General features: G+C 63.5%; 21 protein-coding genes. 9 read left to right on the top strand and 12 right to left on the bottom strand.

Features of this window, described 5'->3' with window-relative positions; translation table 11 throughout:
- Positions 1-170: 170 nt before the first annotated feature.
- On the bottom strand, positions 171-2,324 hold the full coding sequence (locus JQ600_RS32045) for an AsmA family protein (protein WP_212391310.1): 2,154 nt from the start codon (positions 2,322-2,324) through the stop codon (positions 171-173).
- A 218-nt stretch (positions 2,325-2,542) separates the two neighbouring features.
- On the opposite strand from JQ600_RS32045, the gene JQ600_RS32040 reads away from it, so the two are divergent.
- Complete coding sequence (locus tag JQ600_RS32040) at positions 2,543-3,217, top strand: Crp/Fnr family transcriptional regulator (RefSeq protein WP_192735671.1); 675 nt, start codon at positions 2,543-2,545, stop codon at positions 3,215-3,217.
- A gap of 10 nt (positions 3,218-3,227) precedes the next feature.
- Here the strand turns inward: JQ600_RS32040 and JQ600_RS32035 are convergent, their stop codons facing one another.
- From JQ600_RS32035 to JQ600_RS32015, 5 genes are all read right to left on the bottom strand, one after another.
- Complete coding sequence (locus tag JQ600_RS32035; protein WP_283814760.1) at positions 3,228-3,614, bottom strand: nuclear transport factor 2 family protein; 387 nt, start codon at positions 3,612-3,614, stop codon at positions 3,228-3,230.
- Between the two features lie 177 nt (positions 3,615-3,791).
- Positions 3,792-6,959 carry an efflux RND transporter permease subunit gene (locus tag JQ600_RS32030; protein WP_212269024.1) on the bottom strand — a complete coding sequence of 1,056 codons (3,168 nt, stop codon included), beginning with the start codon at positions 6,957-6,959 and terminating at the stop codon, positions 3,792-3,794.
- Complete coding sequence (locus tag JQ600_RS32025) at positions 6,959-7,888, bottom strand: efflux RND transporter periplasmic adaptor subunit (protein WP_212269023.1); 930 nt, start codon at positions 7,886-7,888, stop codon at positions 6,959-6,961. Before JQ600_RS32025 ends, JQ600_RS32030 begins: the two co-directional genes overlap by 1 nt.
- Positions 7,889-8,045: 157 nt before the next feature.
- Complete coding sequence (locus tag JQ600_RS32020) at positions 8,046-8,723, bottom strand: OmpA family protein (RefSeq protein ID WP_212269022.1); 678 nt, start codon at positions 8,721-8,723, stop codon at positions 8,046-8,048.
- 136 nt (positions 8,724-8,859) lie between these two features.
- The gene (locus tag JQ600_RS32015; RefSeq protein WP_212269021.1) at positions 8,860-10,398 is read right to left on the bottom strand and encodes a caspase family protein; all 1,539 of its coding nucleotides are present in this window, start codon (positions 10,396-10,398) and stop codon (positions 8,860-8,862) included.
- A gap of 397 nt (positions 10,399-10,795) precedes the next feature.
- Between JQ600_RS32015 and JQ600_RS32010 the strand changes: the two genes are divergently transcribed.
- On the top strand, positions 10,796-11,602 hold the full coding sequence (locus JQ600_RS32010; RefSeq protein WP_212416569.1) for an N-acyl homoserine lactonase family protein: 807 nt from the start codon (positions 10,796-10,798) through the stop codon (positions 11,600-11,602).
- A 9-nt stretch (positions 11,603-11,611) separates the two neighbouring features.
- Positions 11,612-11,956 (top strand): RidA family protein, encoded by a 345-nt coding sequence (locus JQ600_RS32005; protein ID WP_212269020.1) that lies wholly within the window; start codon positions 11,612-11,614, stop codon positions 11,954-11,956.
- 178 nt (positions 11,957-12,134) lie between these two features.
- Here JQ600_RS32005 and JQ600_RS32000 read toward each other — a convergent pair whose 3' ends face one another.
- Complete coding sequence (locus tag JQ600_RS32000) at positions 12,135-12,572, bottom strand: MarR family winged helix-turn-helix transcriptional regulator (protein ID WP_249136196.1); 438 nt, start codon at positions 12,570-12,572, stop codon at positions 12,135-12,137.
- 257 nt (positions 12,573-12,829) lie between these two features.
- Here JQ600_RS32000 and JQ600_RS31995 point away from each other — a divergent pair, with 257 nt between their 5' ends.
- The 5 genes from JQ600_RS31995 to fahA all read left to right on the top strand — a co-directional run bounded on the left by JQ600_RS31995 (position 12,830) and on the right by fahA (position 18,480).
- Positions 12,830-14,455 (top strand): FAD-dependent oxidoreductase, encoded by a 1,626-nt coding sequence (locus tag JQ600_RS31995; RefSeq protein ID WP_212391305.1) that lies wholly within the window; start codon positions 12,830-12,832, stop codon positions 14,453-14,455.
- Entirely contained in the window at positions 14,452-14,679 is a 228-nt protein-coding gene (locus JQ600_RS31990; protein ID WP_212391303.1) for a DUF2783 domain-containing protein, read from the top strand. The genes JQ600_RS31995 and JQ600_RS31990 overlap by 4 nt, the downstream gene beginning before the upstream one ends.
- A gap of 39 nt (positions 14,680-14,718) precedes the next feature.
- A complete protein-coding gene (locus tag JQ600_RS31985; RefSeq protein WP_212391301.1) occupies positions 14,719-15,672 on the top strand; it encodes an MBL fold metallo-hydrolase in 954 nt (317 codons plus the stop codon).
- 60 nt (positions 15,673-15,732) lie between these two features.
- Positions 15,733-17,079 carry a homogentisate 1,2-dioxygenase gene (gene hmgA / locus JQ600_RS31980; RefSeq protein ID WP_212296634.1) on the top strand — a complete coding sequence of 449 codons (1,347 nt, stop codon included), beginning with the start codon at positions 15,733-15,735 and terminating at the stop codon, positions 17,077-17,079.
- 129 nt (positions 17,080-17,208) lie between these two features.
- Positions 17,209-18,480 (top strand): fumarylacetoacetase, encoded by a 1,272-nt coding sequence (gene fahA / locus JQ600_RS31975; protein WP_212391299.1) that lies wholly within the window; start codon positions 17,209-17,211, stop codon positions 18,478-18,480.
- Between the two features lie 144 nt (positions 18,481-18,624).
- On the opposite strand, the gene JQ600_RS31970 is transcribed toward fahA, so the two are convergent.
- Complete coding sequence (locus JQ600_RS31970) at positions 18,625-18,936, bottom strand: DUF1272 domain-containing protein (RefSeq protein ID WP_212391297.1); 312 nt, start codon at positions 18,934-18,936, stop codon at positions 18,625-18,627.
- Positions 18,937-19,033: 97 nt separating this feature from the next.
- Positions 19,034-19,510: an Lrp/AsnC family transcriptional regulator gene (locus tag JQ600_RS31965; RefSeq protein WP_212490297.1), complete on the bottom strand. Its 477-nt coding sequence runs from the start codon at positions 19,508-19,510 to the stop codon at positions 19,034-19,036.
- Positions 19,511-19,634: 124 nt separating this feature from the next.
- Here JQ600_RS31965 and hppD point away from each other — a divergent pair, with 124 nt between their 5' ends.
- Complete coding sequence (hppD, locus tag JQ600_RS31960; RefSeq protein ID WP_212391293.1) at positions 19,635-20,750, top strand: 4-hydroxyphenylpyruvate dioxygenase; 1,116 nt, start codon at positions 19,635-19,637, stop codon at positions 20,748-20,750.
- 149 nt (positions 20,751-20,899) lie between these two features.
- Here hppD and JQ600_RS31955 read toward each other — a convergent pair whose 3' ends face one another.
- The 3 genes from JQ600_RS31955 to JQ600_RS31945 form a co-directional block, all read right to left on the bottom strand.
- A complete protein-coding gene (locus JQ600_RS31955) occupies positions 20,900-22,012 on the bottom strand; it encodes a CaiB/BaiF CoA-transferase family protein (RefSeq protein ID WP_212391291.1) in 1,113 nt (370 codons plus the stop codon).
- 155 nt (positions 22,013-22,167) lie between these two features.
- Entirely contained in the window at positions 22,168-22,968 is an 801-nt protein-coding gene (locus tag JQ600_RS31950) for a xanthine dehydrogenase family protein subunit M (protein WP_212269004.1), read from the bottom strand.
- Positions 22,969-22,981: 13 nt separating this feature from the next.
- Positions 22,982-25,321, bottom strand: coding sequence for a xanthine dehydrogenase family protein molybdopterin-binding subunit (locus JQ600_RS31945; protein ID WP_212269003.1), 2,340 nt, complete (start codon positions 25,319-25,321; stop codon positions 22,982-22,984).
- Between the last annotated feature and the right edge of the window lie 51 nt (positions 25,322-25,372).

The raw sequence follows: 25,372 nt of genomic DNA, 5'->3' as shown, positions 1-25,372 counted from the left end.
GGTGGCCTATCCCACACATGGTTAGCTTCGACTTTGGGCAGTTATCCGGGGAAATCGGCGGTGCGTGTGGCCATTACGGGCCGAGACCGTTGCGGCAGCGGAAGTCGGCCCCCTCTCCCCTTGTGGGAGAGGGCTGGGGTGAGGGGTCACGGTCTATCGAGGGACCAAGCTCACCGATTAAACAGCTGCCGCAAGACGTCGTTCATCGGCTGGCTGTCAGCTTGCGGAGCTGCGTCATTTTGCGCCGTCGGGGCGGCGGGCGCCGCGGGCTCGGCATCCGCGGGCTGCTGGCCGGGAATCGGAATGCTGCGCGGGCTGTTCGGCCGCGGCGCGGCTTGGCCGGCACTCCCTTGAGCGGGTCTGCCCTGACCGCCTTGACCGCCATTCAGACCTTGCTGCAGCAAATTGCCGATGGCCTCGCCCAGCTGGCCGCCGAGCGGATCGTTAGGCCTGCCGCCGCCCTGGCCACCCTGTCCCCCCGGCTGGCCGCCGCCGAGCAGTCCACCCAGAATCCCCTCAAGCCCGCTGCCTTGCTGGCCACCCGGTCCGCCCGGTTGTCCACCCGGGGGGACACCCTGTTGTCCGCCGAGCAGGCCGCCGAGGGCGGAGCCGAGGCCGCCGCCATTGGGACCGAACAGGCCCTTGCCCATCTCCTTGAGCTTGGCATAGGCGGCGTCGGGATTATCCAAAATGCCCTGCATGTCCGGATAGATTTTGGGCGCGCCCCACGGCCCCTCGATCATCACGGGAATGCCGAATCCGACCGGCTCATTGGCGCGGCCCTGGCCTTCGGTGGTCATCACGAGCTTTGGTTCGACGCGGAACCCGATCTGCTTGGTGTCGAGCGCAATGGTGCCGACGCCCGTCATCCGCACCAGCGGGCCGACCAGATTGAGATCGGTGGTGACGGCCTGCCCCTTGTCGATCTTGAACGACGCCGAAAGCTGCGACAGATCCGTCGACTGCTCCTTGCCTTCCTGCCAGCCGGACAGGGTGCCCGAGGTGAGCGAGCGGATCATCTGGGCGACGTTGAGGCCCTTGATGGCGCCGTCCTGGAACACGACGAACGCGGTGCCTTGCAGGCCCGCCATGATCGCGCGCTGGCTGTTGCCGGTGGAGCGCACGCTGATCTTGGTTTGCATCCTGCCGTCGAGCTTGTCGAAATCGGCCAGGCTCCTCAGCAGCGGCAGCGCGCGCACGCCGGTGAGATCGGCCCGCAGCGCAAATGTAGGATTGGCGGTCGAGGCATCAATGGTGAGATCGCCATTGGTGTTGCCGTCATAGGCGCCGAGATTGGAAACCTGCGTCTTCAGCACGCCGCTGTTGAGCGTGACGTCGATCGCCGCCGGCGCGAAACGCGCGTCGCCGATATTGAGCGCCGCCGCGGAGATCCGCGCCTGGGCATCGATATAATTGAGGCCATTGAGATCGATCGCGGCATTGCTCCAGGGCTGCGCCGCCGAACCGCCGTCACCACGGCCCATCGCGACATCGAGCCGCTGGAAATCCAGATCGAGCTTTACCAGCGGCTTGCTTGCGGTATCGACCGAGGCCCAGCCATTGAACGCGCCGTCGCCGAGCGTGCCGGTCAAGCCGTTGATCATCACCACCGGGCCGTTGAGCCGGACTTCCGCCTTGCCCGACAGCTGCCCGTGCAGGAAGCCGGGTGCATCGATCTTGAATTCGGTCGGGATGTTCTGCCGTTCGAGCGGCGGTGCCGGGGCCACCGCCTTGATGTCGAATTTCAACGCGTGCTCGCCGGCGCGCGCATTGCCGGTCGCCCGGATCTTGCGGTCGGCATCGATCGTCATGTCGGCGTTGATGGTCTCGATCTTGTTCTCGACGCGGTCGCGCAGATTGGAAAACACGATCGTGCCGCCGGTGACGCTGACATGCTCGATTGTAAAGGCTTCGCCCTTGATCGCGGCGGCCGGCCTCGACGGCTGATTGATATCCTTGATGCGTTCGCGCTGCAGCGGCAGGTTCAGCACCGGACGAACGATGACAAGTTCGGTAACTTGCGGTTTGCCGGACCACAGGCTCGCCAGTGTCACGTCTGCCTGGATGCTGACCGCGGTGAGGCGGTGGTTGATGTCGCGATCTTTCGGATCCTGCAGCGCGACGTCGTTCAGCGTGATGTTGAGCGACGGCCAGAGCCCGACCCTGGTTCCGCCGTTGATGGTGAGCTTGTAGCCGGTCTCGCGCTCGACCCGTTCCTGGATCTGCGACGTCATGAAGCCGGACGGGATGCCGATCACGAGCAGCAGCCCGATGATGACGATCACGGCGCCGATGGCGGCCCCGGCGAATTTCAATGCTCTCATTTCGACTTTCCAGACCGGGCAAACGGCATCGGTTTCGGCCGCGCCCGATGGGGCACAGCCGGACAAGCGAGCTTATCCCGGAAGGGGACATCGCTCAAAGAAGCCAAAATTATTCCAAGGCTACTGCAATGCTATGTGACTTATGACACACTTCGGTCGGGGTGAATCTTGCTAGGGCCTTTGGGGACGGTTTTGGGATCGAACTGGAAGGCAAACCAATGAGCAAACAGGCCGAATTTGCGGTCATTTTGAAGATGAACCCGATGTTCGCGGACCTTGGCGCCGACGAACTGCAGCGAATCTCCGGACTCTGCCACACCCAGCAACTGGGGCTCGGCGAGATGCTGTTCCAGAAGGGGGACCCCGGCGACGCCCTTTACGGGGTCCGCCGCGGCCAGATCCGGATCGAGACCGGCGCCTCCGACGGCAGCCGCCTGACCCTGAACTTCATGGGTTCAGGGGACCTCTTCGGCGAAGTCGCCGTGCTCGACGGCCAAAGCCGCACTGCGGACGCCACCGCCGGCGAGGCGACGGAACTGTTCGTGCTCCGGCGTGAGGATTTCCTCGCCTTCCTCGAACGTGAGCCGAAAGTCGCCATCAAGATCATCACGCTGCTGTGCCAGCGCATCCGCTGGCAGAGCGAGCGGATGGAAGAATCCATGCTGCAGCCACTGCCGGTGCGGCTGGCGCGAAGGCTGGTGGCGCTGGCTGCCGATTTCGGATCGGAAGTGCATATTTCGCAGGAGCAGCTCGGCGTGTTCGTCGGCGCCGCGCGCGAAAGCGTCAACCGTCAACTGCAGGCCTGGCGCAAGGACGGCATTCTGGATCTGCAGCGCGGGCGCATCTTGCTGCAGAACCTGAACAAGCTGACGACGGTGGCGCGCAACGAGTAGGGCCTGATCGTCAGGCCCCGGCGGTTATTTCCTTGATCAGCGCTGTATCGGCGAACTCGACGAGTTCGATGATTTTTCCGTCCTGGAATTTGAACAGGTCGGTCAATTCCGTCGTGAAGGTTATATCCTTGAACCGCATCGTGAGCCGCGAGTGCACGGCGGCGCGATCGCCGTCTGCGATAAAGGCGATGATGTCACGCTCGATGAACTGAAAAGCGCCAATGAAACCAGTCATCGCTTCGCGAACGTTCGGATGACTGCGAACCGTTCCCGCCAATGCGAGGACCTTCGGCTCCCCGGCAAGTTCGAAAACCGCGTCAGCGTGAAACGCTGACATGAGGCCCTCGATGTTGCCGCTACCGCGGTCTGCATACGCTTGCTCGACGAGCTTTCGCATCGCTTCTCGATCTGCCATCCCGCCCCCTTAAACTATTGGTTGAGCCCGAGCATAGCACCCGCTTCGATGCGGGCAACAGCAGAAGTGGTTCGGATGAACGGCGCGATGCAAGCGCCTGCAGAGCCGCAGGCGATCTCGGCTATCGACCGTTGAGGGCTTGCTTGGGTGGAAAGCGCCTCACTTCGCTGCGGGCGACATCGCCGGCGGGACCGGCGGCGGCCCCTTGGCTGGAGGCGGTGCGGTGTGATGGCCGCCCGGCGGAACATCGTCGCTCTCGGCTTCCGAGGCCAGCAGCAGCTTGCCGTAGCGCCAGATCAGCGCACCGAGATCGTCCATCATCATGAACATCGCCGGCACGAACACCAGCGACAGCACTGTCGAGAACACCAGACCGCCGATCACGGCGAGCGCCATCGGCGAGCGGAACTCGCCGCCGGCGCCGAATGCCAGCGCTGACGGCATCATGCCGGCCGCCATCGCGATGGTGGTCATGATGATCGGGCGGGCGCGCTTGATGCCGGCGTCGATGATCGCAAAATCGCGCTTGTTGCCTTCGCGGATCGACTCGACCGCGAACTCCACCAGCATGATGGCGTTCTTGGTGACGATGCCCATCAGCATCAGGATGCCGATCCACACCGGCGTGGTCAGCTGCTTGCCGGTCAGCAGCAAGGCTGCGATCGCGCCGCCGATCGAAAGCGGAAGCGAGAACAGGATGGTGATCGGCTGCAGGAAGGTGCCGAACAACAGCACCAGCACCGCGTAGACCATCATCAGGCCGGCGGTGATGGCGGTGGCAAAGCCGTCCGACAATTCGGCCAGGCTTTCGGCGTCGCCCGACGGGCTGACCTTGACGCCCTTCGGCAGGCTCTTCATCACGGGCAGGTCGTAGATCATCTTGGTAGCGTCGCCCAGCGCCGCGGTGCCGACGAGGTCGGCTGCGACGGTGGCCTGCCGTTCCCGGTCGTAACGGTTGATGCTGGTCGGGCCCTGGTCGAGCTGGATGTCGGCGACGACAGACAGCGGCACGCCGCCGCGCTCGCCGCGCTGGCCGAGCGGCACCCGCAATTGCTGCAGCATCTGCAGGTCGCCGCGCGCGCTGTCCTCGAGCTGGACGCGGATCGGCACCTGGCGGTCGCCGGCATCGAACTTGGCGAGCGCCGGGCCGACGTCGCCGATGGTGGCGACACGGATGGTTTGCGACAGGCTTTCGGTGGAGACGCCAAGCCGCGCGGCCAGTTCGGCCCTTGGGCGAATCCGAAGCTCCGGCCGGTCGAGCGAGGTTTCCGAGATCACGTTGGCGATGATCGGAATCCGCTTCATCTGGGTCGCGAGTTCGTTGGCGACGTTGCCGACGATGTTGCTGTCGATGCCGGTCACGACGAGCGAAATCGCACGCAGGCCGTTTTCATCGAGGAACCAGAACCGGATGTCCGGGACGTTTTCCAGTTCCTTGCTGATATCGAGCTCGAGCAGGCGCTGGGTGTGCTTGCTGTCGCGGTCTTTCTTCGGCGTGTAGTTGATGATCAGCGCGGCGCGCCGCACTTCCTGCGTTCCCGGCGGCACCCGGCCGCCATCGACGAATATGCTCTTGATCTCCGGGCGCTTGCGCAGGCGCTGGACGATTTCTTCCGTCACCTTCTCGGTGTAGGCGAGTTGCGAGCCTGGCGGCAGCTCCATCGCCAGCAGCGAGCGCGCGGTGTCCTGCGCCGGCAGGAAGCCCTGCGGCAGCAACGTGATGCTCCAGATCGAGGCGGCAAATATCGCAAGTCCGGCCAGCACGGTGATGAAGTAGTGTTTCACCGACCACGTCACGAGCCTGGTGTAAGCCTTCAGCAAGCGCCCGGGCGGCGGATCCTCATGCGGGTGATCTTTGAGGAAGTAAGCCGCCAGCACCGGCGTGACGAAGCGCGCCGCGAGCAGCGAGAAGAACACCTGCACCGACACGGTGATGCCGAATTGCTTGAAGAACTGCCCGGCGATCCCGGACATGAAGCTTGCCGGCGCGAAGATCGCGATGATGGTCAGCGAGATCGCGATCACGGCGAGGCCGATTTCGTCGGCGGCTTCCAACGCAGCGCGGTAGGGCGTCTTGCCCATGCGCATGTGGCGGACGATGTTTTCGATCTCGACGATGGCGTCGTCGACCAGAATACCGGTCGACAGCGTGATGGCGAGGAAGCTGACGAGGTTGAGCGAGAAGCCGAGCAGATCCATCACCCAGAACGCCGGGAAGATCGACAGCGGCAGCGAGATCGCGGCGATGATCGTGGCGCGGATATCGCGCAGGAACAACAGCACGACAACGACGGCGAGAATAGCACCCTCGAACAGGGTCGAGATCGCCGCCTCGTAATTGCCCTTGGTGAAATCGACCGACGTGTCGATCATCTTCAGGTCGACGTCGGGATAGGCCGCCTTCAGCGCATCGATGCGTTTTTGCACGGCGGCCGCGACCACCACGTCGCTGGCGCCCTTCGAGCGCTTGATGCCGAGCGCGACCACCGGCTCGCCGTTGAAGCGGGCAAAGGTCCGGCGATCGGCGATGGTGTCGGTGACGGTGCCGAGATCGTCGAGCCGCACCTCGCCGCCGCCGAACAGCGGGATCATGGTGCCGGCGAGTTCGTTCAGCGTCTTGGCGCCGGCCAGGGTGCGGATCGCCTGGTCGTTATTGCCGATTCCGGCGCGGCCGCCGGCGAGGTCGACATTGGTGCCGCGCAGGATCTGGCTGACATTGACGGCGGTAAGCCCCGAGGCCTGCAACCGGTCGGGATCGAGCGAGACCAGAATCTCGCGCTCGACACCGCCGATGCGCTCGACCTGGGCGACGCCGCGGACGCCCTGCAGCGCGCGTTTGACGACGTCGTCGACGAAATAGGACAGCTGCTCCGGCGTCTTGCCCGGAGAGATCGCGGCATAGGTGACGATCGGCAGGCCGATCACGTCGACGCGCTGGATCAGCGGCTCGGTGACGTTTTGCGGCAGGCTGGCACGAACGCGGGTGACGGCATCCTTGATGTCGTTCAGCGCGCGGTCGGTGTTGGTCTCGAGCGCGAACTGGATCGTGGTCAGCGACAGGCCATCGGTAATCGACGACGAAATGTGCCGCACGCCCTCGACGCCGGATACGCCGTCCTCGATCGTCTTGGTGACCTGAGATTCAAGCTCCGAGGGCGCTGCGCCGAACTGCGAGACCGCCACCGAGATCACGGGGATGTCGGCGCTCGGCAGCCGCGTGACCGCGAGCTTGGTGAAGCTGACCCATCCCAGCACCAGAAGGATGATTGAAAATACGATGGACGGAAGCGGGTTCCGGATCGACCATGCCGAGATATTCAAAGCCATTATCGTGTCCGCGTGCGCTCGAGTTCGTCGGCAAACATGGTCTTGATCTGGTCGCCGTCATGCAGCGAGGTTCCAGCATCGGCCACGACGGTTTCACCGACGGCGAGGCCTTCAAGAATTTCCGTAGAGGTGTCCGACGTCAGGCCGACCCGGACTTTTCGCGTCTCGATCCTGTTGTTCTCCTTGACCACCTGCAGGGTCAGGCGGTCGATGGCGGTACGCGGCACCGCGACGCCACAGCTGCGCTTGGCGTCGATATTGGCGCGGGCGAACATGCCGACCTTGAGCGAGGGATTGTTGTTCAGCGAAATCCTGACCTTGCCGAGCTGGGTGGCGCGGTCGATCTGCGGCGAGATTTGCCGGATCTTGCCGACCAGATCGGGCGCGTCGTCGCGGCTGATCCGCACCGTGGCGCCGGGATTGAGCTTGAGCAGATGGACGCTCGGCACTTCGGCCTCCAGCTCGATCTCGTTGTTGACGGAAATCCGGAACATCGGTCCGGCCTGCGGCGAGGCCGGCGCGCCGACGGCGGTCCTGACTTCGGTAACGAGGCCTGGGCCAGGCGTGCGCAGCGATATCGGTCCGGTCCTGCCGCCGCCCGGAGCTCCCGGCTGCTGCGGCGGCGCGGTCAGGCGTGCCAATTCCTGATTGTCCGCCACCATGTCGCCTTCGCGGACGAAGACATCGGTGACCCTGGAGCCTTCCTGATCGACGCCGACCTGCGCTTCGCGGCGCGGCACGATGAATCCGGTGACCCGCACCATGTCGGAGAAGCAGGCATTGGTGGATTTGGTCACGATCACCAGCGCCTGGCTGGGCGTATCCTTGGGCTCGGGACGGGAGCGGTGCTCGAACCAGTAGTAGAAGCCACCCACAACAACAACGAACGCTACTCCGAGCGCAGGTTTGAGGTATTCGGAGAGTTTCATCGCCGGATCAATCCAGACTGGAAGTCAAATGAAGCGGGGTGCATCCGGTTCACCGAAAAATCACAATGAACCCAAAACAAAATGCGTCCCGCAAGGGTGCTGCGGAACGCATTGTAGCCGGAAAATCTAGGTCAACGCCACGCCCTACTTGAACAGGCTATTTGGACGCAGTGGCCTTGTTTTCCATGTTCACAACCTGCACGCGGCGATTGGCTTCGGCCATCGGCTGGTTCGAGTCCTTCAGCTTGCTCTTGCCGTAACCGACGGTCACCAGATCGGTGCCGTTGATGCCGTATTTATCGACCAGATAGCGCTTGATCGCGTCGGCGCGCCGCTCGGAAAGGTCCTGGTTGTAGCCTTCGCCGCCGGCTGCGTCGGTATGACCGGCGACCACGAAGGTCGAGCCTTTCAGGTCGGAATTGGACAATGCGCGGCCGAGCGCCTGAACCGATGCCAGCGATCTGGGGCTGATATCGGCCGAGTTGTAGTCGAAGTTGATTTCCAGATCGATCTTGGGCTTGTCCTTGACGATGGCGGCGATCTCTTCACGCTCGCTGAACGACAGCGACCGCGTCGAGCGGCCGCGGATTTTCTGGACGAACTGCCCTTCGGCGGCAACTGCGGCCTGATCAACCTGCTGCGGACCGACCGACAGGCCGCGGGTCAGCGGCTTCTTTTCCGGCACCAGCGCGCGGAGGATCTGATCCTCGGTCACGTTCTTGTCCTTGGCCTTCTCCTCGGCAACCGCGCTGGCCATGCCAAAGCAGAGGGCGGCGCCGAGCGTCGCGATCGAAAGGAGCCCGGTCAGGGTCTTTGTTCCAGAGCTCTGTGACATTACCAGTCCCTCCTGCGCGTGGTTCCAAAACGTGATTCAAATGAGCTGCCGGACCAATCCGGTCGCGGCCTATTACCGTTAGTCTAGCCGCCCGCCTGTCGGTTCGAGGAGGCTGCCAGTTAGCGTCAAATAATCGTCACTGTACCCCGTAATCGGCGAATTCCTTAACGATATTCGGATCCATCGCCTTGGCGTTGCTAATATCCAGATCGCCTTCCGGGATCGAGCCGTTGCGCTTCTTGGCAATGCCCCGTCCGTACAGCGACGAGGTCAATCTCGGGTTGATCTTCAGCGCGGCGTCGAAGTCGGCAATTGCATTCTTGGTCTGTCCGCTCTTGAGGTTGACGAGGCCGCGGCTGTCCAGCGCATCGACGAAATTCGGACGCAACCGCAGCGCCTCGTTGCAATCCTTCAGCGCGGCCTGTAGGTCGCCGATGACCGTGCGGGCCCAACAGCGGTTGTTGTAGGCTTCCACATCCTTCGGGTTGAGCCGCAGCGAATTGTTGAAGTCCTTGATCGCGAGTTCGTAGGCGCCCTTGCTGGCATAGACCTGGCCCCGCCGATACAGCGCGGCCCCATCGTCGGGGTTGTCGTTGAGCTTGGCGGTGAGGCTCTTGATGGTCGGATCATCGGCGAGCGCCGCGATCGCCGTGTTGCTCTCGGTCGGCTTGGCCGGCGGAGCGGGCGGCGGGATGGTGACTTCGACCTGTTTTGGCGGCTGCGGCGGAGCGGGCGGCTGCGGCGGTGCAGGTGGCGGCGGTGCCGGCGTCGCAATGGCCACCTGGGCTCCGGCGGGAGGTGCCGGAGCAGGCGCCGGTGTCGGAGCGGGGGGAGGTGACGGAGCGGCGGCGACCGGCGGCGGGGAGGGCGCGGCGACAACCGGAGGCGGGGCTGGCGGCGGACTCGAAGGCTTCGGCCCTGCGCCGCCCGGGATGAAGGAGAAATCCTCGGCCAGCGACGACGAAATCCACGGCACCTGTTCCTGGCGCGAGGCGCGGGTGACGCCGACCCGGGTGCGATTCAAAGTTTCCTCGGCCATCAAATCGGGGGTGCGGATTTCCTTGAGCAGTTCCCGCACGAACAGGCTGCGATCGCTGCCATTATCCGAAATGACCGACGAAAGGGCCGCCGAATACATCACCAGAGAGCCGTTCGGCGCGATGACCGGCGCAAGTCCGGCGGAAAAACTGCGGAACCGGCGCTCGAACGGATTGCGCCTGGAGGCGTCGACCAAGGCGATCTTGACGCCGGCGCCGCGGCTGTTGATCTCGCCCAGCACCATCTCGAGGCTGAAGCCGTCGCGGCGCACGTCGGCCTCGGCCCAGATCTGCGCGTCGACCGGGATCATGTAGCTCTGGCGGTTCGCCTGGATGCCGAAACCCGAGAAGAAGATCAGGGCGACCGAGCCGGGCTTGATCTTCCCGTACAGGCGCTCGAAGGCCCGGCGCATGCCGTCGCCGGTGAGGTTTTCGCCGATATCGACGTTGAAGCCATCGCGCTTGAGTTCTTCGGCGACATCGCGCGCGTCGTTGATCGGCTCTTTCAGCGGCGCTTCGGCGTCCGGATATTTCGAATTGCCGATCACCAGCGCAAAACGCTCGCCGGCCCCGAACGACGGGGCGATCGACGCCACGGAAAAGATCACTGTGAGAAGCAATGCAAGGCGGATTTTCATTATCACCGCAGTCCAGCCAAAAAAGCGCCGATCCGAGCTTGCGCCGCGGCGACCATACTCCACGCAAACCGCATTATCAAACGAGCCCCGCAGGCCGTCAACCACTTGCGAAGGCGACGTTAATTGCGACAATTCACCGCGACGAACCCGCGATGAACCCTTGGGAATTGAAGGGGAATAAATCCCGTTGGTCGTGAAATTGCGGTGCGTGATCAGCCGGTGGTTGCGTAGCCCTCCAGCCGTGGCCCTGGTGCCCGGTCAGCCACCGGCGGTGTAACACATTGGGTGTGCCGCCCTGTTACGGATGGTCATTCGCACTGCCGGTTTGACCTTTGCGGATGACGATGGCTTGTTGTGGACGTCGGCCAAAACTCAAACCTCAAGAAAAGTGACACCGATGGGAAATGCCTACGAAATCTACGCACTGCGCTATGCGACGATGTCGCCGCGCACCCCTCATCTGAATTTCCTGATCCCGGATCCACACGACACCACGGCGCAGGACCTCGACTACTTCGTCTGGCTGATCCGCGGCCACGGCCGCGAGATCCTGGTCGATACCGGCTTCAACGCCGAGGAAGCCAAGGCGCGGTCGCGCAAGCTCAACCTCAATCCGGTCGATGCGCTGGAGGCGTTTGGCGTCAAGGCCGACAGCATCAAGGACGTCGTCGTCACCCATCTGCACTACGATCACGCCGGCAATCTCGACCGCTTCCCCGGCGCCCGGTTCCATCTGCAGGATCGCGAGATGAGCTACGCGACCGGGCGCTGCATGTGCAACGGCCTGATCCGGCACCCATTCTCTGTCGAACACGTCACGCTGATGGTGCGCCATGTCTATGGCGAGCGCGTCACGTTTCATAATGGCGATGGCGAGATCGCGCCCGGCGTCACCGTGCATCGCGTCGGCGGCCATTCCGATGGTTTGCAGGTGGTGCGGGTCGAGACCGCGCGCGGGCCGGTGGTGCTGGCCTCGGATGCCGCGCATTACTATGCCAACCTGCAGAAGCGCAGCCCGTTTCCGATCGTCTACAATGTCGGCGACATGGTGCAGGGCTGGGAGATCGTTGAAAAGCTGGCCGGCCACCCCGACCGCTTCATTCCCGGCCATGATCCGATCGTGAGCGAAATCTATCCGCGCGCCAGCGACAAGGTCGATGCGTTTGCCTTGCACCTGGCGCCGTCACGATCGTTTGTGAAGTAGGATCAAGCCATGATCGAACGCTTTCCCGGCCTCACGCCAACCCGCAGCCGCGCCGTCGTTCACGACGATCTGGTGCTCACCGTGGCGGTCGCGCCCGATCCGGTCACATCATCGATGTACGAGCAGAGCGTCAAGGCGCTCGCCCGCATCGACGAGAGCCTTGCTCTGTGCGGTTCGAACAAGAGCAAAATCCTGTCAGCGATCGTCTATATCTCCGACATGAAGCGCAAAAGCGAGATGAACCGCGCCTGGGATGAATGGGTCGACACCAGTAACCCGCCGATGCGCGCCTGCCTCGGCGTCGAGCTCGAACCGCCGCATATCGTGGAAATCGTGGTGACGGCGACGAAGTAGGCGGCGCGGTTTCGAGTTCGCGCGGGCGTGCTGATAGACCCTCATCCCCGCGCAACGGCTTTGCCGTTGTCGCTGGAAGAGCCGCGCTCTTGCGCGGCGTCTCGAAGGATGCGGGCCCGTCTATGGCCTCATGGTTCGAGACGGCGCAAGAGCGCCTCCTCACCATGAGGGTTGAGGATTAATACGCTTCCTTCGCGTCGGCCTCTGCGCTGGTCTGCACGAGGTCGAGGCTTGCCTCGATCTTGCCGAGCAGCGCGGCCAGCGCCTTTCGCTCCGGCGCGGAGAGGCAGGACAGGATCTCCTGCTCCCGGCGCAGCAGGCGCGGGATCAGTTCCTCGTACAGCGCCTTGCCTTTTGCCGTCATGCGCAGCCGGAATTCGCGGCGGTCTGCTTCGTTCTCGACGCGCTCGATCATCTGCCGTTTCATCAGCGTGGTGACGGCGCGGCTGATGGTCGATTTGTGGGTGCGGGTGCAATGGGCGATGTATTGCGCGCTGCAGGCGTGATCGCGAAAACCCAGCGTCGCCAGCACGCGCCATTCCGGAATGTCGAGCCCGTACCGCGCCTGATACTCGGCCGAGAGCGCCGAAGAGACTTCGGCTGCCAGCCGGTTCAGGCGGAAGGGAACGAATTTGAAGAGGTCGAGACGGCCGCCGTTCCTTGCGGCTTTCGCGGGCGTTGCATCCTTATCCCTGTCTTCGCGCGCGCCGCTGTCGGGCGCGGCTCGCGACCGGGCGCTGTTCTCGCTGGACGACGCGTTGGCCAAAATCGCTCCAATTTGAGTTGACGCCGGGGGCGCCAGCGGGTTTAAGATAGTTGCAGTTGCGACTAATTTAGCAAGTTCGTGCGCCCTTGGCCAGAGTAATACTTCCCATGGTCCAGACCAAAACCCAATTCGGCTACCGCAGACACCCCGACCAGGATCGGGCGGGCGCTGCTGTGGCCGAACATCCCGTCGTCGTGGTTGGCGCCGGGCCGGTCGGGCTGTCGCTGGCGATCGACCTGGCGCAGCGCGGCCAATCCGTCGTGCTGCTCGACGATGCCGACCGGATCGGCGAAGGCTCGCGCGCGATCTGCTTCTCCAAACGTTCGCTGGAATTCTGGGACCGGCTCGGCGTCGGCCAGCGCATGGTCGACAAGGGCGTGGTCTGGAGCGTCGGCAAGATCTTTCACGGCGACTCGCAGCTCTACCAGTTCAACCTGCTGCCCGAGGAAGGCCACAAGCGGCCCGCCTTTATCAACCTGCAGCAGTTCTATGCCGAGGCCTATCTGGTCGATCGGGTCCAGGAGCTCTCCGGCATCGACCTGCGCTGGCGCAACAAGGTGACCGGCCTTGAACAGCGCAACGACCATGTGCTGCTGACGATCGAAACGCCTGACGGACCGTACCGGCTGCATGCCGGCTTCGTCGTCGCCTGCGACGGCGCCCGCTCATCGTTGCGGCAGATGGTGGGCGCCGAATTCGCCGGGCAAGTGTTTGAGGATCAATTCCTGATCGCCGACGTCAAGATGACGGCGGCGTTCCCGACCGAGCGCTGGTTCTGGTTCGATCCGCCGTTCCACGCCGGACGCTCCGCGCTGTTGCACAAGCAGCCGGACGATATCTGGCGCATCGACCTGCAGCTGCATCCCGATGCGGATCCTGTCGTCGAGAAGCGCCCGGAAAATGTACGGCCGCGGATCGCGCGGATGCTTGGCCACGACAAGTTCGATTTCGAATGGATCTCGCTGTACAAGTTCCAGTGCCGCCGGATGGAGAAGTTCTTGCACGGCCGCGTGATCTTTGCCGGCGATGCCGCACACCAGGTCTCGCCGTTCGGTGCCCGCGGCGCCAATTCAGGCCTCGAAGACGCCGAGAACATCGCCTGGAAACTCGATCGCGTCTTGCGCGGGTCGTCGCCGGAAGCGCTGCTCGAGAGTTACCACACCGAACGCAGCGCCGCGGCGGACGAGAACATCCGCGAGTCCACGCGCTCGACCGATTTCATGGCGCCGGTGTCGCAACAGGAGGCGCGGCTGCGCAAGGCGGTGCTGTCGCTGGCCAAGGAAACCGAATTCGGCAAGCGCATGGTCAATGGCGGACGGCTGTCGGTGCCTTCCACCTATGACACGCCGCTGTCGACCGCCGATCGCGATGCGTGGCGCGGCGGCCCGCGGCCCGGCGCGTCGATGCCGGATGCGCCGATTGCGGCAGCGAGCGGCCAGCCGATGTTTCTGACCGAAGCTTTCGTTGGCAGGGGAGCGCAATTCACGTTGCTGGAATTTGGCAACGGTGCCGCGATCGATGCGCCCGAAGGCGTGGAAACCATTCGCATCGGCGGCGACCACGGCCTTGCCGACACCAGGGGCCTTGCAGGTACGCGCTACGACGCCGAGCCCGGCACCGCCTATCTGCTGCGGCCCGACGGCTATGTCGCGGCGCGCTTCCGGCATCCGACCCGGCCGGCGCTGGATGCGGCGTTGGCGCGTGCGGCGGCTCTCAATCGAGGACTGTCATGACGCTGTCCACCAGTTCGAATTTCGCAAAACCCGACGACGCCTTCCGCGCCATCGTCGAGGCGCATCGGGGCTTAAGCGAGGCGCAAAGCGCCGATCTCGACGCCGCGCTGGTTCTGGTGCTCGCCAACCATATCGGCGACATCGCGGTGCTGAACGAGGCCATCGCGCTCGCCAAGCGGCGGATGCTCGATGCCAGCCAGCAGCAACAGCAGCAACAACAATAGCCGAATTAACGAACAAGACGTCGCAAAGGAATCGAACTGATGGCCAAGGGTTTCGCGTCCACCACGGACATGGCGGAAAAGAAGATCACCTTCTCCGAGATCGGCACTGATCTCTACGCCTTCACCGCCGAAGGCGATCCGAATTCCGCTGTTATCGTCGGCGACGACGGCTGCCTGGTGTTCGACGCGCAGTCGACGCCGGCGATGGCGAATAAAGTGATCGAGCGGGTGCGCACCGTCACCGACAAGCCGATCAAATATGTCGTGCTGTCGCATTACCACGCGGTGCGCGTGCTCGGCGCTTCCGCCTACAAGGCGCAGGGCATCGTCGCCTCGGCGGAAACCTATCGCCTGATCGAGGAGCGCGGCCAGCAGGATTGGGATTCCGAATATGGCCGCTTCCCGCGCCTGTTCCAGGATGCCCAGAGCATTCCCGGACTGACCTGGCCGACGCTGACCTTCGAAGGCGAGATGTCGATCTATCTCGGCAAGCGCGAGGTGCGCTTAATCCAGCTCGGCGCCGGACATACCTCCGGCGACATCGTGGCCTGGGTGCCGGATGCCGAAGTGATGTTCTCCGGCGACCTCATCGAATATCACTCGGCCTGCTATTGCGGCGACGCGCATCTGCGCGAATGGCCTGTCACGCTCAACGAGATCCGCGCTTTCAATCCCAAGGCGATTGCGCCCGGCCGCGGCGACGCGCTCAAGGGCCTTTCGACCGGCCGCGATGCGATCGCGATGACGCGGGACTTCGTCACCACGCTCTATGGCGCGGCCGAGACCTCGGTCGCCAGGGGCCGCAACCTCAAGGAATCGATGGCGGCGACGCGCGAGGTGATGGACCCGAAATTTTCCAGCTTTGCGATCTACGAGCACTGCCTGCCGTTCAACGTCTCGCGCGCGTTCGACGAGGCTTCGGGGATCGACGATCCCGTGATCTGGACCGACAAGCGCGATCAGGAAATGTGGGCCGCCCTGCAAGGCGCATGATCCCGAAAAGTGGGTACCGGTTTTCGGACAAGATCATGCGCAAGATGAAGGAGGATGACCATGAATATCAACACCTCGCCCGATGCGATCTCGCGCAGCACCGTTGGCGTGACGCCGGGCTACATGTCCGGCTTCGGCAACAGCTTTGAAACCGAGGCGCTGCCCGGCGCGTTGCCGATTGGCCGCAACTCGCCGCAGCGCTGCGCTTACGGCCTCTATGCCGAGCAGCTCTCCGGTTCGCCGTTCACGGCGCCGCGCGGCGCCAACGAGCGGTCGTGGCTCTATCGCATTCGCCCCTCGGTGAAGCACTCGGGACGTTTTGAGAAGGCTGATGCCGGGTTGTGGCGCACCGCGCCATGCCACGAATACGAATTGCCGATCGCGCAATTGCGCTGGGATCCGGCGCCGATTCCGAAAGAAGACATGACATTCCTGCAGGGCGTGCAGACCATGACCACCGCAGGCGACGCCAACACGCAAGGAGGCATGGCCGCGCACGTCTATCTCATCACCAAATCGATGGTCGATCAGCATTTCTACAATGCCGATGGTGAGATGATGTTCGTGCTGCAGCAGGGCAATCTGCGCCTTGTCACCGAGTTTGGCCGCATCGACGCCGAACCCGGCGAGATCGTCGTGATCCCGCGCGGCGTCAAGTTTCGAGTCGAGCTCACCAACGGCCCGGCGCGCGGCTATCTCTGCGAGAACTACGGCGGCGCCTTCACGCTGCCCGAACGTGGTCCGATCGGCGCCAATTGCCTCGCCAATTCGCGCGATTTCCTCACCCCGGTGGCGGCCTATGAGGACAAGGACACGCCGACCGAACTGTTCGTGAAATGGGGCGGTTCGCTGTTCAAGACGACGCTGCCGCATTCGCCGATCGACGTGGTGGCGTGGCACGGCAATTACGCGCCCTATAAATATGACCTGCGCACCTTTTCGCCGGTCGGCGCCATCGGCTTCGACCATCCGGATCCGTCGATCTTCACGGTGCTGACCTCGCCGTCGGAAACCGCAGGCACCGCCAACATCGACTTTGTCATTTTCCCGGAGCGCTGGGCGGTCGCGGAAAACACCTTCCGTCCGCCCTGGTACCACATGAACATCATGTCGGAGTTCATGGGGCTGATCTACGGTGTCTACGACGCCAAGCCGGAAGGCTTTGTGCCCGGCGGCATCAGCCTGCACAACATGATGCTGCCGCACGGCCCGGATCGCCAGGCCTTCGATCATGCAAGCAACGGCGAGCTGAAGCCGGTGAAGTTGACAGGCACCATGGCCTTCATGTTCGAGACCCGCTACCCGCAGCGCGTCACCGCGCACGCGGCGAAGTCGGCGACCTTGCAGGACGACTACGCGGATTGCTGGCAGGGACTGGAAAAGCGATTCGATCCGAACAAGCCGTGACTTCGTTGCGCTCGTTTTTTTCGTCATGCCCGGGCTTGTCCCGGGCATCCACGACTTTCTTCTCTTTCGCCTAAGACGTGGATGGCCGGGTCAAGCCCGGCCATGACGATGTTCAATCGGAGAAACACCGTGCCCCATCCCAACGATCCCAAGCTGAAATCCTTCATCCCGGTCGATCCCGCGTCGGATTTCCCGATCCAGAATCTCCCCTACGGCGTGTTCTCCGCCAAGGACGGGCTCGCCCCGCGCGTTGGCGTCGCGATCGGCGACTATGTGCTCGATCTCTGGCAGCTCGCGCAGGATTGCCGGATCGACGTCGTCGAACCCGGCGTGTTCGCGAACGCATCGCTCAACGCGTTCATGGCGCTCGGGCCGGAGGTGTGGTCGCGGACGCGGGCGCGGATCAGCGAGCTGTTGCGCCACGATCATCCCGAACTGCGCGACAATGAAAAACTGCGCCAGCGCACGCTGGTGCCGATGGCGGATGTCACGCTGCATCTGCCGATCGCGGTTTCCGGCTACACTGACTTCTATTCCTCGAAGGAGCACGCCACCAATGTCGGCGTCATGTTCCGCGGCAAGGACAATGCGCTGCAGCCGAACTGGCTGCATATGCCGATCGGCTACAATGGCCGCGCATCGACCGTCGTCGTCAGCGGCACCAAGGTGCGCCGGCCGCGGGGGCAGCTCAAACCGCCGACGGCCGACGTGCCGAACTTCGGGCCCTGCAAGCGGCTCGATTTCGAACTCGAAATGGGCGTCGTCGTCGGGCAGTCGTCGGCGATCGGCGAAATGCTGACGGAAAAGCAGGCCGAAGAAATGATCTTCGGCTTTGTCATCCTCAACGACTGGAGCGCGCGCGACATCCAGCAATGGGAATATGTGCCGCTGGGGCCGTTCCAGGCCAAGGCGTTTGCGACCTCGATCAGCCCGTGGATCGTGACGCGCGAGGCGCTGGAGCCGTTCCGCGTCCAGGGGCCCGCGCAGGATCCGCAGCCGCTGGAATATCTGCGCCAGGCGCAGCCGAACAATTACGACATGCAACTCGACGTCGCCCTGCGCGCCGGCTCCATGAACGCGGCCGCCGGCATCTGCCACACCAATTTCAAGTACATGTACTGGTCGTCGGTGCAGCAATTGGTGCACCACGCCTCGTCCGGCTGCGCCATGAATGTCGGCGATCTCTTAGGGTCCGGCACCATCTCCGGCCCGGAAAAGGATCAGCGCGGCAGTCTGCTGGAGATCAGCTGGAACGGCACCGAGCCGGTCGAGTTGCCCGGCGGCGTCAAGCGTACGTTCCTCGAAGACGGCGATTCGCTCGTGATGCGCGGCTGGTGCCAGGGCGACGGCTACCGCGTCGGTTTCGGCGAGGTCGAAGGCACGATCACGCCGGCGGGTTAGTTCACATTATTAAACGCTGTCGTCCCGGCGAAGGCCGGGACCCATAATCCCGGGCGTCCGTGGCTAAGGGAAGTCGTCAAGCAGCTTTCTTAAACGATGGGCCGCGGCGTATGGGTCCCGGCCTTCGCCGGGACGACGATAGTGTCACCGCTCCTGTGGCGGAACGGCCCTGATTCGCGCTGAATGCGTCGCGACCTCGTCGAGGCTGTAGGACAGATGCACGCGCTTGTCCGACGGCGGCCGCTTCGCAACGCTTAGTCCCGGCCGCCATTCCTGCGCAGGCCGGATCGGCCGCGGCGTGAAACCGCCACCGCAGTTCGGGCACACATTATGCAGCTTGTTGTCGGCGCAGTCAGCGCAGAACGTGCACTCATAGGAACAGATCCGCGCTTCCGTTGCGTTCGGCGGCAGGTCCTTGTCGCAATACTCGCAGTTCGGACGGAGTTGCAGCGCCATAGTGATCTCTTCGCGTTGGTTCAGAAGCGATCATCGCAAATCGGCTGTCGAAAGCGAATGGCGAATACCCCTCGATTTCGGCCATCTCCCTCGAACCCTACCGCGCCGAATCCTTCAACGGCAGCTTGGCGCTTTCCTTCAGCCGGTCCAGCACGATCGAGGAGCGTACATGCGCCACGCTCTGGTGCGGCATCAGCACGTTGTTGACGATGTCGGAGAGGCTCTTGAGGTCGCGCAGCACGGCTTTGAGCAGATAATCGGCGTCACCCGTCAGCGAATAGGCCTCCTGAATCGCGTCGACGCGGCCCACCAGCGCGCGAAACTTCTTGGCGTTGTCGGGCGAATGCGTCGCCAGCGTGATGTGAATGAAGGCGATCAGGTTGAAGCCGAGCGCCTCGCTAGCGAGGTCGGCGTGATAGCCCGCGATCACTTTCTCTTCTTCGAGCCGCATCCGCCGCCGCGAGCATTGCGATGCCGACAGGCCGACCAGATCGGCCAGTTGTTGGTTGGTCAGCCGGCCGTCGTCCTGCAGCGCGGCCAGCATTTTGAGGTCGAAAGCGTCTACCGGAATCATGCGCGAAATGTCCATTTGATGCACGAATTGTGCATGACTATAGCCAATCCCGCCGCCATTTGCATGCACATTGCGCCTGATATGGCGGAAACTCCATGGATCAAATCAAGAAGGAGATTCCGCCATGGGTCCATTTCCGCACGACGCGCCGGCCGCCGTCATCAGCGCCGACAATCCGATGGGCACCGACGGTTTCGAGTTCGTCGAATACGCGCATCCCCGGCCGGAAGAGCTGCACGCGCTGTTCAAGCTGATGGGCTATGTGCCGGTCGCCCGCCACAGGACCAGGAACATCACGGTCTATCGCCAGGGCGACATCAACTATCTCATCAACGAAGAACCCGGCACCCACGGTTTTAATTTCGTGGCCGCCCACGGCCCCTGCGCGCCGTCGATGGCGTTCCGTGTGGTAGATGCGAAACAGGCCTACGCGCGCGCGATCTCGCTCGGCGCGGAACCCGCGGATATCCCGTCCGCGCAGAAGACGCTCGACGTTCCCGCCATCAAGGGCATCGGCGGCAGCCTGCTGTATTTCGTCGATCGCTACGGCGCCAAGGGCTCGGCCTATGAGCGCGAGTTCGAATGGCTTGATGCCAAAGACCCGCGTCCCGCCGGCGCCGGTCTGTTCTACATCGATCACCTCACCCACAACGTTCATCGCGGCCGCATGGATGTCTGGACCGGCTTCTACGCAAAGCTGTTCAACTTCCGCCAGATCCGTTTCTTCGACATCGAAGGCCGCGCCTCCGGCCTGTTCTCGCGCGCGCTGACCAGTCCGGATGGCAAGATCCGGATTCCGATCAACGAGGACGCCGGTGATTCCGGCCAGATCGAGGAATATCTCAACACCTATCGCGGCGAAGGCATCCAGCACATCGCCTGCGGCGCGCGGGACATCTACGGCACGGTGGAAATGCTGCGCGCCGACGGCTTGCCGTTCATGCCGTCGCCGCCGCTGACTTATTTCGAGAAGATCGACGCACGGCTGCCCTGCCATGGCGAGGACGTCGCGCGGCTGCAGCGCGACGGTATCCTGATCGACGGCGAAGGCGTCGTCGAGGGCGGCCACACCAAGGTGCTGTTGCAGATCTTCTCGGCGAACGCGATCGGGCCGATCTTCTTCGAGTTCATCCAGCGCAAGGGCGACGACGGCTTTGGCGAGGGCAATTTCAAGGCGCTGTTCGAATCGATCGAGGAGGATCAGATTCGCAGGGGCGTGTTGAAGGTGGACGCGGCGTAAGCCCGCGCGTCAAACTCGGTGTCGTCCCGGCCTTGAGCCGGGACCCATAACCACCGTCGTTCGTGAGACGAAAGGTCGACGAACAGCCGTTCTTAACCGAGGAGCCGCGGCGTATGGGTCCCGGCTCAAGGCCGGGACGACAACAGGGGCTATCTCCCCGTCTTCCACGCGCTGGTCAGCTCCCCAATCTCGGCCTTCTCCGCATCCCGGATCGCCGATGGCGTCCGCGAAAAACGCGGCGCCGGCGCGGGCTGGGTCACGCCGTGGCGTTCGACAAAGATTTTTCGTGCGGCGTTGTGTGGATGCTTCGGCGCTTCCGCCATGGTCAGGATCGGCGCGAAGCAGATGTCGGTGCCCTCCATGATCTTGCACCAGTCTTCGCGGCTCTTGCTCTTGAACACTTTTGTGAGTTTTTCCTTCAGCGCCGGCCAGGCGTTGCGGTCCATCTGGGCGTCGAAATCGGCGTCGGTCAGGCCAGCGTGTTCGCGCAGCAGCGCGTAGAACTGCGGCTCGATCGATCCAATCGAAATGAAATTGCCGCAGGAGCATTCGTAAACGCCATAGAAATGCGCGCCGCCGTCGAGGAAATTCTGATCGCGTCCTTCGGTCCAGCGGCCGATCGCGGTCATGTCGAAGAACATCGACATCAGCGATGCCGCGCCGTCGCACATCGCGGCATCGACCACCTGGCCCTTGCCGGATTTGGACGCTTCCAAAAGCGCCGCGAGGATGCCGACCACGAGATAGAGCGCGCCGCCGCCGAAATCGCCGACCAGGTTGAGTGGCGGTACCGGCTTCTCTTTGGTGCCGATCGCGGCGAGCGCGCCGGTGACCGAGATGTAATTGATGTCATGGCCGGCAGCCTGCGCCAGTGGGCCTTCCTGACCCCAGCCGGTCATGCGGCCGAATACGAGGCGCGGATTGCGCGCCATCACGACGTCGGGCCCGAGGCCCAGCCGCTCCATCACGCCGGGACGAAAGCCTTCGATCAGCGCGTCGGCGCCGGCGAGCAGATCGAGCACCTGCGCGACCGCGGCCTTGTCCTTCAAATCGAGTTCGACGACTTTCCGGCCGCGTCCCGCCACCGACTTCAAGTTCTTCTTGGCGCCGACGCGGTCGAGCGTCACGACCTCCGCGCCCATGTCGGCCAGCATCATGCAGGCGAACGGACCCGGGCCAATGCCCGCGAACTCGACGATGCGAAAGCCTGCGAGCGGGCCGGAGGCGCGAACTGCGGATTGGGCGGCGGGTTTGTCGAGCACGTCTTGTTCTCCCAAAAGGTATTTTTAATTAGCTGATTAGCTAAATTGTCTCGCCTCCGGCTGCGCGTGGCAAGCATTCTTTGTCGAGAATCTGACCAAATGCAGAGCGGCGCGCATTGCTGCGCGCCGCTTGCATGGGAACTTGTGTTTTAGAGCTAGCCCGCCGCGGTCACCGCGCGCTGCGCCATTACCTTGACCAGGTTGGCGCGATAGGCCGCGGAGCCGTGGATATCGGCGAGCATCCCGCTGTCGGAGACTTTGACGCTGTCGAGCGCGCCGGCCGACCAGTTCGCCTTTAGCGCAGTCTCGATCACCGGTACCCGCATGACGCCGTTTTGCGATGCGCCTGTTGCCGCAACCCTGACATCGCCGGCCTTGGTCTTGGTCACGAACACGCCGGTCAGCGCGAAGCGTGAGGCGGGATGGCGCATCTTCTCGTAACCGGCCTTGGCCGGCACCGGGAACGACACCTGCGTGATGATCTCGCCGTCTTCCAGCGCCGTCGTGAACAGGCCCTTGAAGAAATCATCCGCCGCTATCGAGCGCTTGTTGGTTTTCACGGTGGCGCCGAGCGAAACCAAGGCCGCGGGAAAATCCGCCGCCGGGTCGTTGTTGGCGATCGAGCCGCCGATCGTGCCGCGGTAGCGGACTGCGGGATCGCCGAGCACCGAGGTGAGGTAGGCGATCGCGGGGATCGACTTCTTCACATCTGCGCTTTGCATGATGTCGAAATAGGTCGTGGCCGCCTTGATGGTCAGCGTATCGCCTGATGCTTCGATCCCGATCAGTTCCTTGATCTTGCCGAGATCGATCACGTCGGACGGCGCGGCCAGCCGCTGTTTCATCACGGGAATCAGCGTGTGGCCGCCGGCGAGATATTTCGAATCCGAGCCTTTGCCGAAAAGTGCCACGGCTTCGTCGACCGAGGAGGGGCGATGATAAATTGTCTCGTACATGATTCTCTCCCTCTCAACCGTGAATGGCGTGCCAGACGCGATCGGGCGTCGCGGGCATTTCGAGTTTGTTGTTGCCGATCGCATCCGTGATCGCGTTGATCACGGCAGCCGACGCGCCGATCGCGCCGGCTTCGCCGCAGCCCTTGACGCCGAGCGGGTTGCCCGGACACAGCGTCGTGGTGTGGTTCAGTTTGAACGACGGCAGATCGTCGGCGCGCGGCATGGCGTAATCCATGAACGACGCCGTCAGCAGCTGACCCGAACTGTCATACACCGCGCCTTCGAGCAGTGCCTGGCCGATGCCCTGGGCGAGCCCGCCATGGACCTGTCCCTCGACGATCATCGGGTTGATCAGCCGGCCGAAATCGTCCGCCGCCACGAAGTTGACGAAGGAGGTCTTGCCGGTGGCGGCATCGACCTCGAGTTCGCAGATATAGGCGCCGGCCGGGAAGGTGAAGTTGGTCGGGTCGTAGAACGCGCCCTCCTTCAGGCCCGGCTCCATGCCGTCGGGCAGATTGTGCGCCGTGTAGGCGGCGAGCGCGACCATCGGCAGCGCGATCGACTTGTCGGTGCCGGTGACTTTGAACTCGCCGTTCTCGATCACGATGTCGCTTTCGGAGGCTTCGAGCGCATGGGCTGCGATCTTCTTCGCCTTGGCCTCGACCTTCTCCATCGCCTTGAGGATCGCGGTCAGGCCGACGGCGGCCGAGCGCGAACCGTAGGTGCCCATGCCGAACTGCACCTTGTCGGTGTCGCCATGGACGATCTGCACCTGGCTGATTGGAACGCCGAGGCGTTCGGCCACCAGCTGGCAGAACGTGGTTTCATGGCCCTGGCCGTGGCTGTGCGAGCCGGTGAGGATCTCGATGGTGCCGACCGGGTTGACGCGGACTTCCGCGGATTCCCACAGGCCGACGCCGGCGCCAAGACTGCCGACCGCTTTCGACGGCGCGATGCCGCAGGCCTCGATGTAGCAGGAGAGGCCGATGCCGCGCAGCTTGCCTTCGGACTTGGCCTTCGCCTTGCGCGCCGGGAAGCCGGCGTAGTCGATCGCCTTCATCGCCGAGTCCAGCGAGGCGCCGAAATCGCCGATGTCGTAGGCCATGATAACAGGCGTCTGATGCGGGAACTGGGTGATGAAGTTCTTGCGGCGCAGTTCCGCCGGATCGACCTTCAACTGCCGCGCCGCCGTCTCCAGCAGCCGTTCAACCACGAAACTCGCTTCGGGCCGGCCCGCGCCACGATAGGCGTCGACCGGGGTGGTGTTGGTGTAGACGCTGATCACCTCGGCGAAGATGTTGGGGATGTTGTACTGGCCCGACAACAGCGTCGCGTAGAGATAGGTCGGCACTGACGACGAGAACAGCGACATATAGGCGCCGAGATTGGCGTAGGTCTTGACGCGCAAGCCGGTGATCTTGTTGTTGGCGTCGAGCGCCAGTTCGGCATTGGTCAGGTGATCGCGGCCATGGGCGTCGGTCAGGAAGGCCTCGGTGCGATCGCCGGTCCACTTCACCGGACGCCCCACCTTCTTGGAGGCCCACAGCGCCACCATCTCCTCAGGGTAGATGAAGATCTTGGAGCCGAAGCCGCCGCCGACGTCGGGCGCCACCACCCGCAATTTGTGCTCCGGGGCGATGTTATAGAACGCCGACAGCACAAGACGGGCGACATGCGGATTTTGCGAGGTCGTATAGAGCGTGAAGTGCTCCTCCGCCTCATTATATTCGCCGATCGCCGCCCGCGGTTCCATCGCGTTCGGCACCAGGCGGTTGTTGGTGATGTCGAGCGAAACCACGTTGGCCGCCGCTTTGAAAGCGGCTTCGGTGGCGGCCTCGTCGCCGATCGTCCAGTCGTAGATCACGTTGCCGGGCGCTTCAGGGTGAAGCTGCGGCGCGCCCTGCTTGATGGCCGCGCGAATATCAGCGGCGGCCGGGAGTTCTTCGTAGTTGACGACGACGGCTTCGGCGGCGTCCTTGGCCTGGTTCTTGGTCTCGGCGATCACGACCGCGACCGCCTGGCCGACAAAGCGCACGGTCTCCGGCGCCATCGCCGGCCATGCGCCCATCTTCATGCCGGTGCCATCCTTCGACGTAATGGCCCAGCCGCAAATCAGATTGCCGACCTTGTCGTCGACGATCTGCTGGCCGGTCAGGATGCCGACCACGCCGGGCATGTCCTTTGCCGCTGAAGTATCGATGCTCTTTACCTTGGCGTGGGCGTGCGGGCTGCGGATGAAGTGCGCGTGGGTCAGGCCCACAATCTTGATGTCGTCGACGTAACGGCCCTTGCCGGTAATGAAACGGCGGTCTTCCTTGCGCACAACGCTTGCGCCAATGCCTTCAACGCCCATGTCCTGTCCTCCCAACCGGAGTTATTGTTTCCGCCATTTCCATCGAAACGA

The organism is Bradyrhizobium sp. AUGA SZCCT0176 (genome assembly GCF_018130145.1).
GTDB lineage: Bacteria > Pseudomonadota > Alphaproteobacteria > Rhizobiales > Xanthobacteraceae > Bradyrhizobium.
The sequence above is the reverse complement of the archived record's forward strand: the minus strand, read 5'-3'. Positions and strand labels throughout refer to the sequence as shown.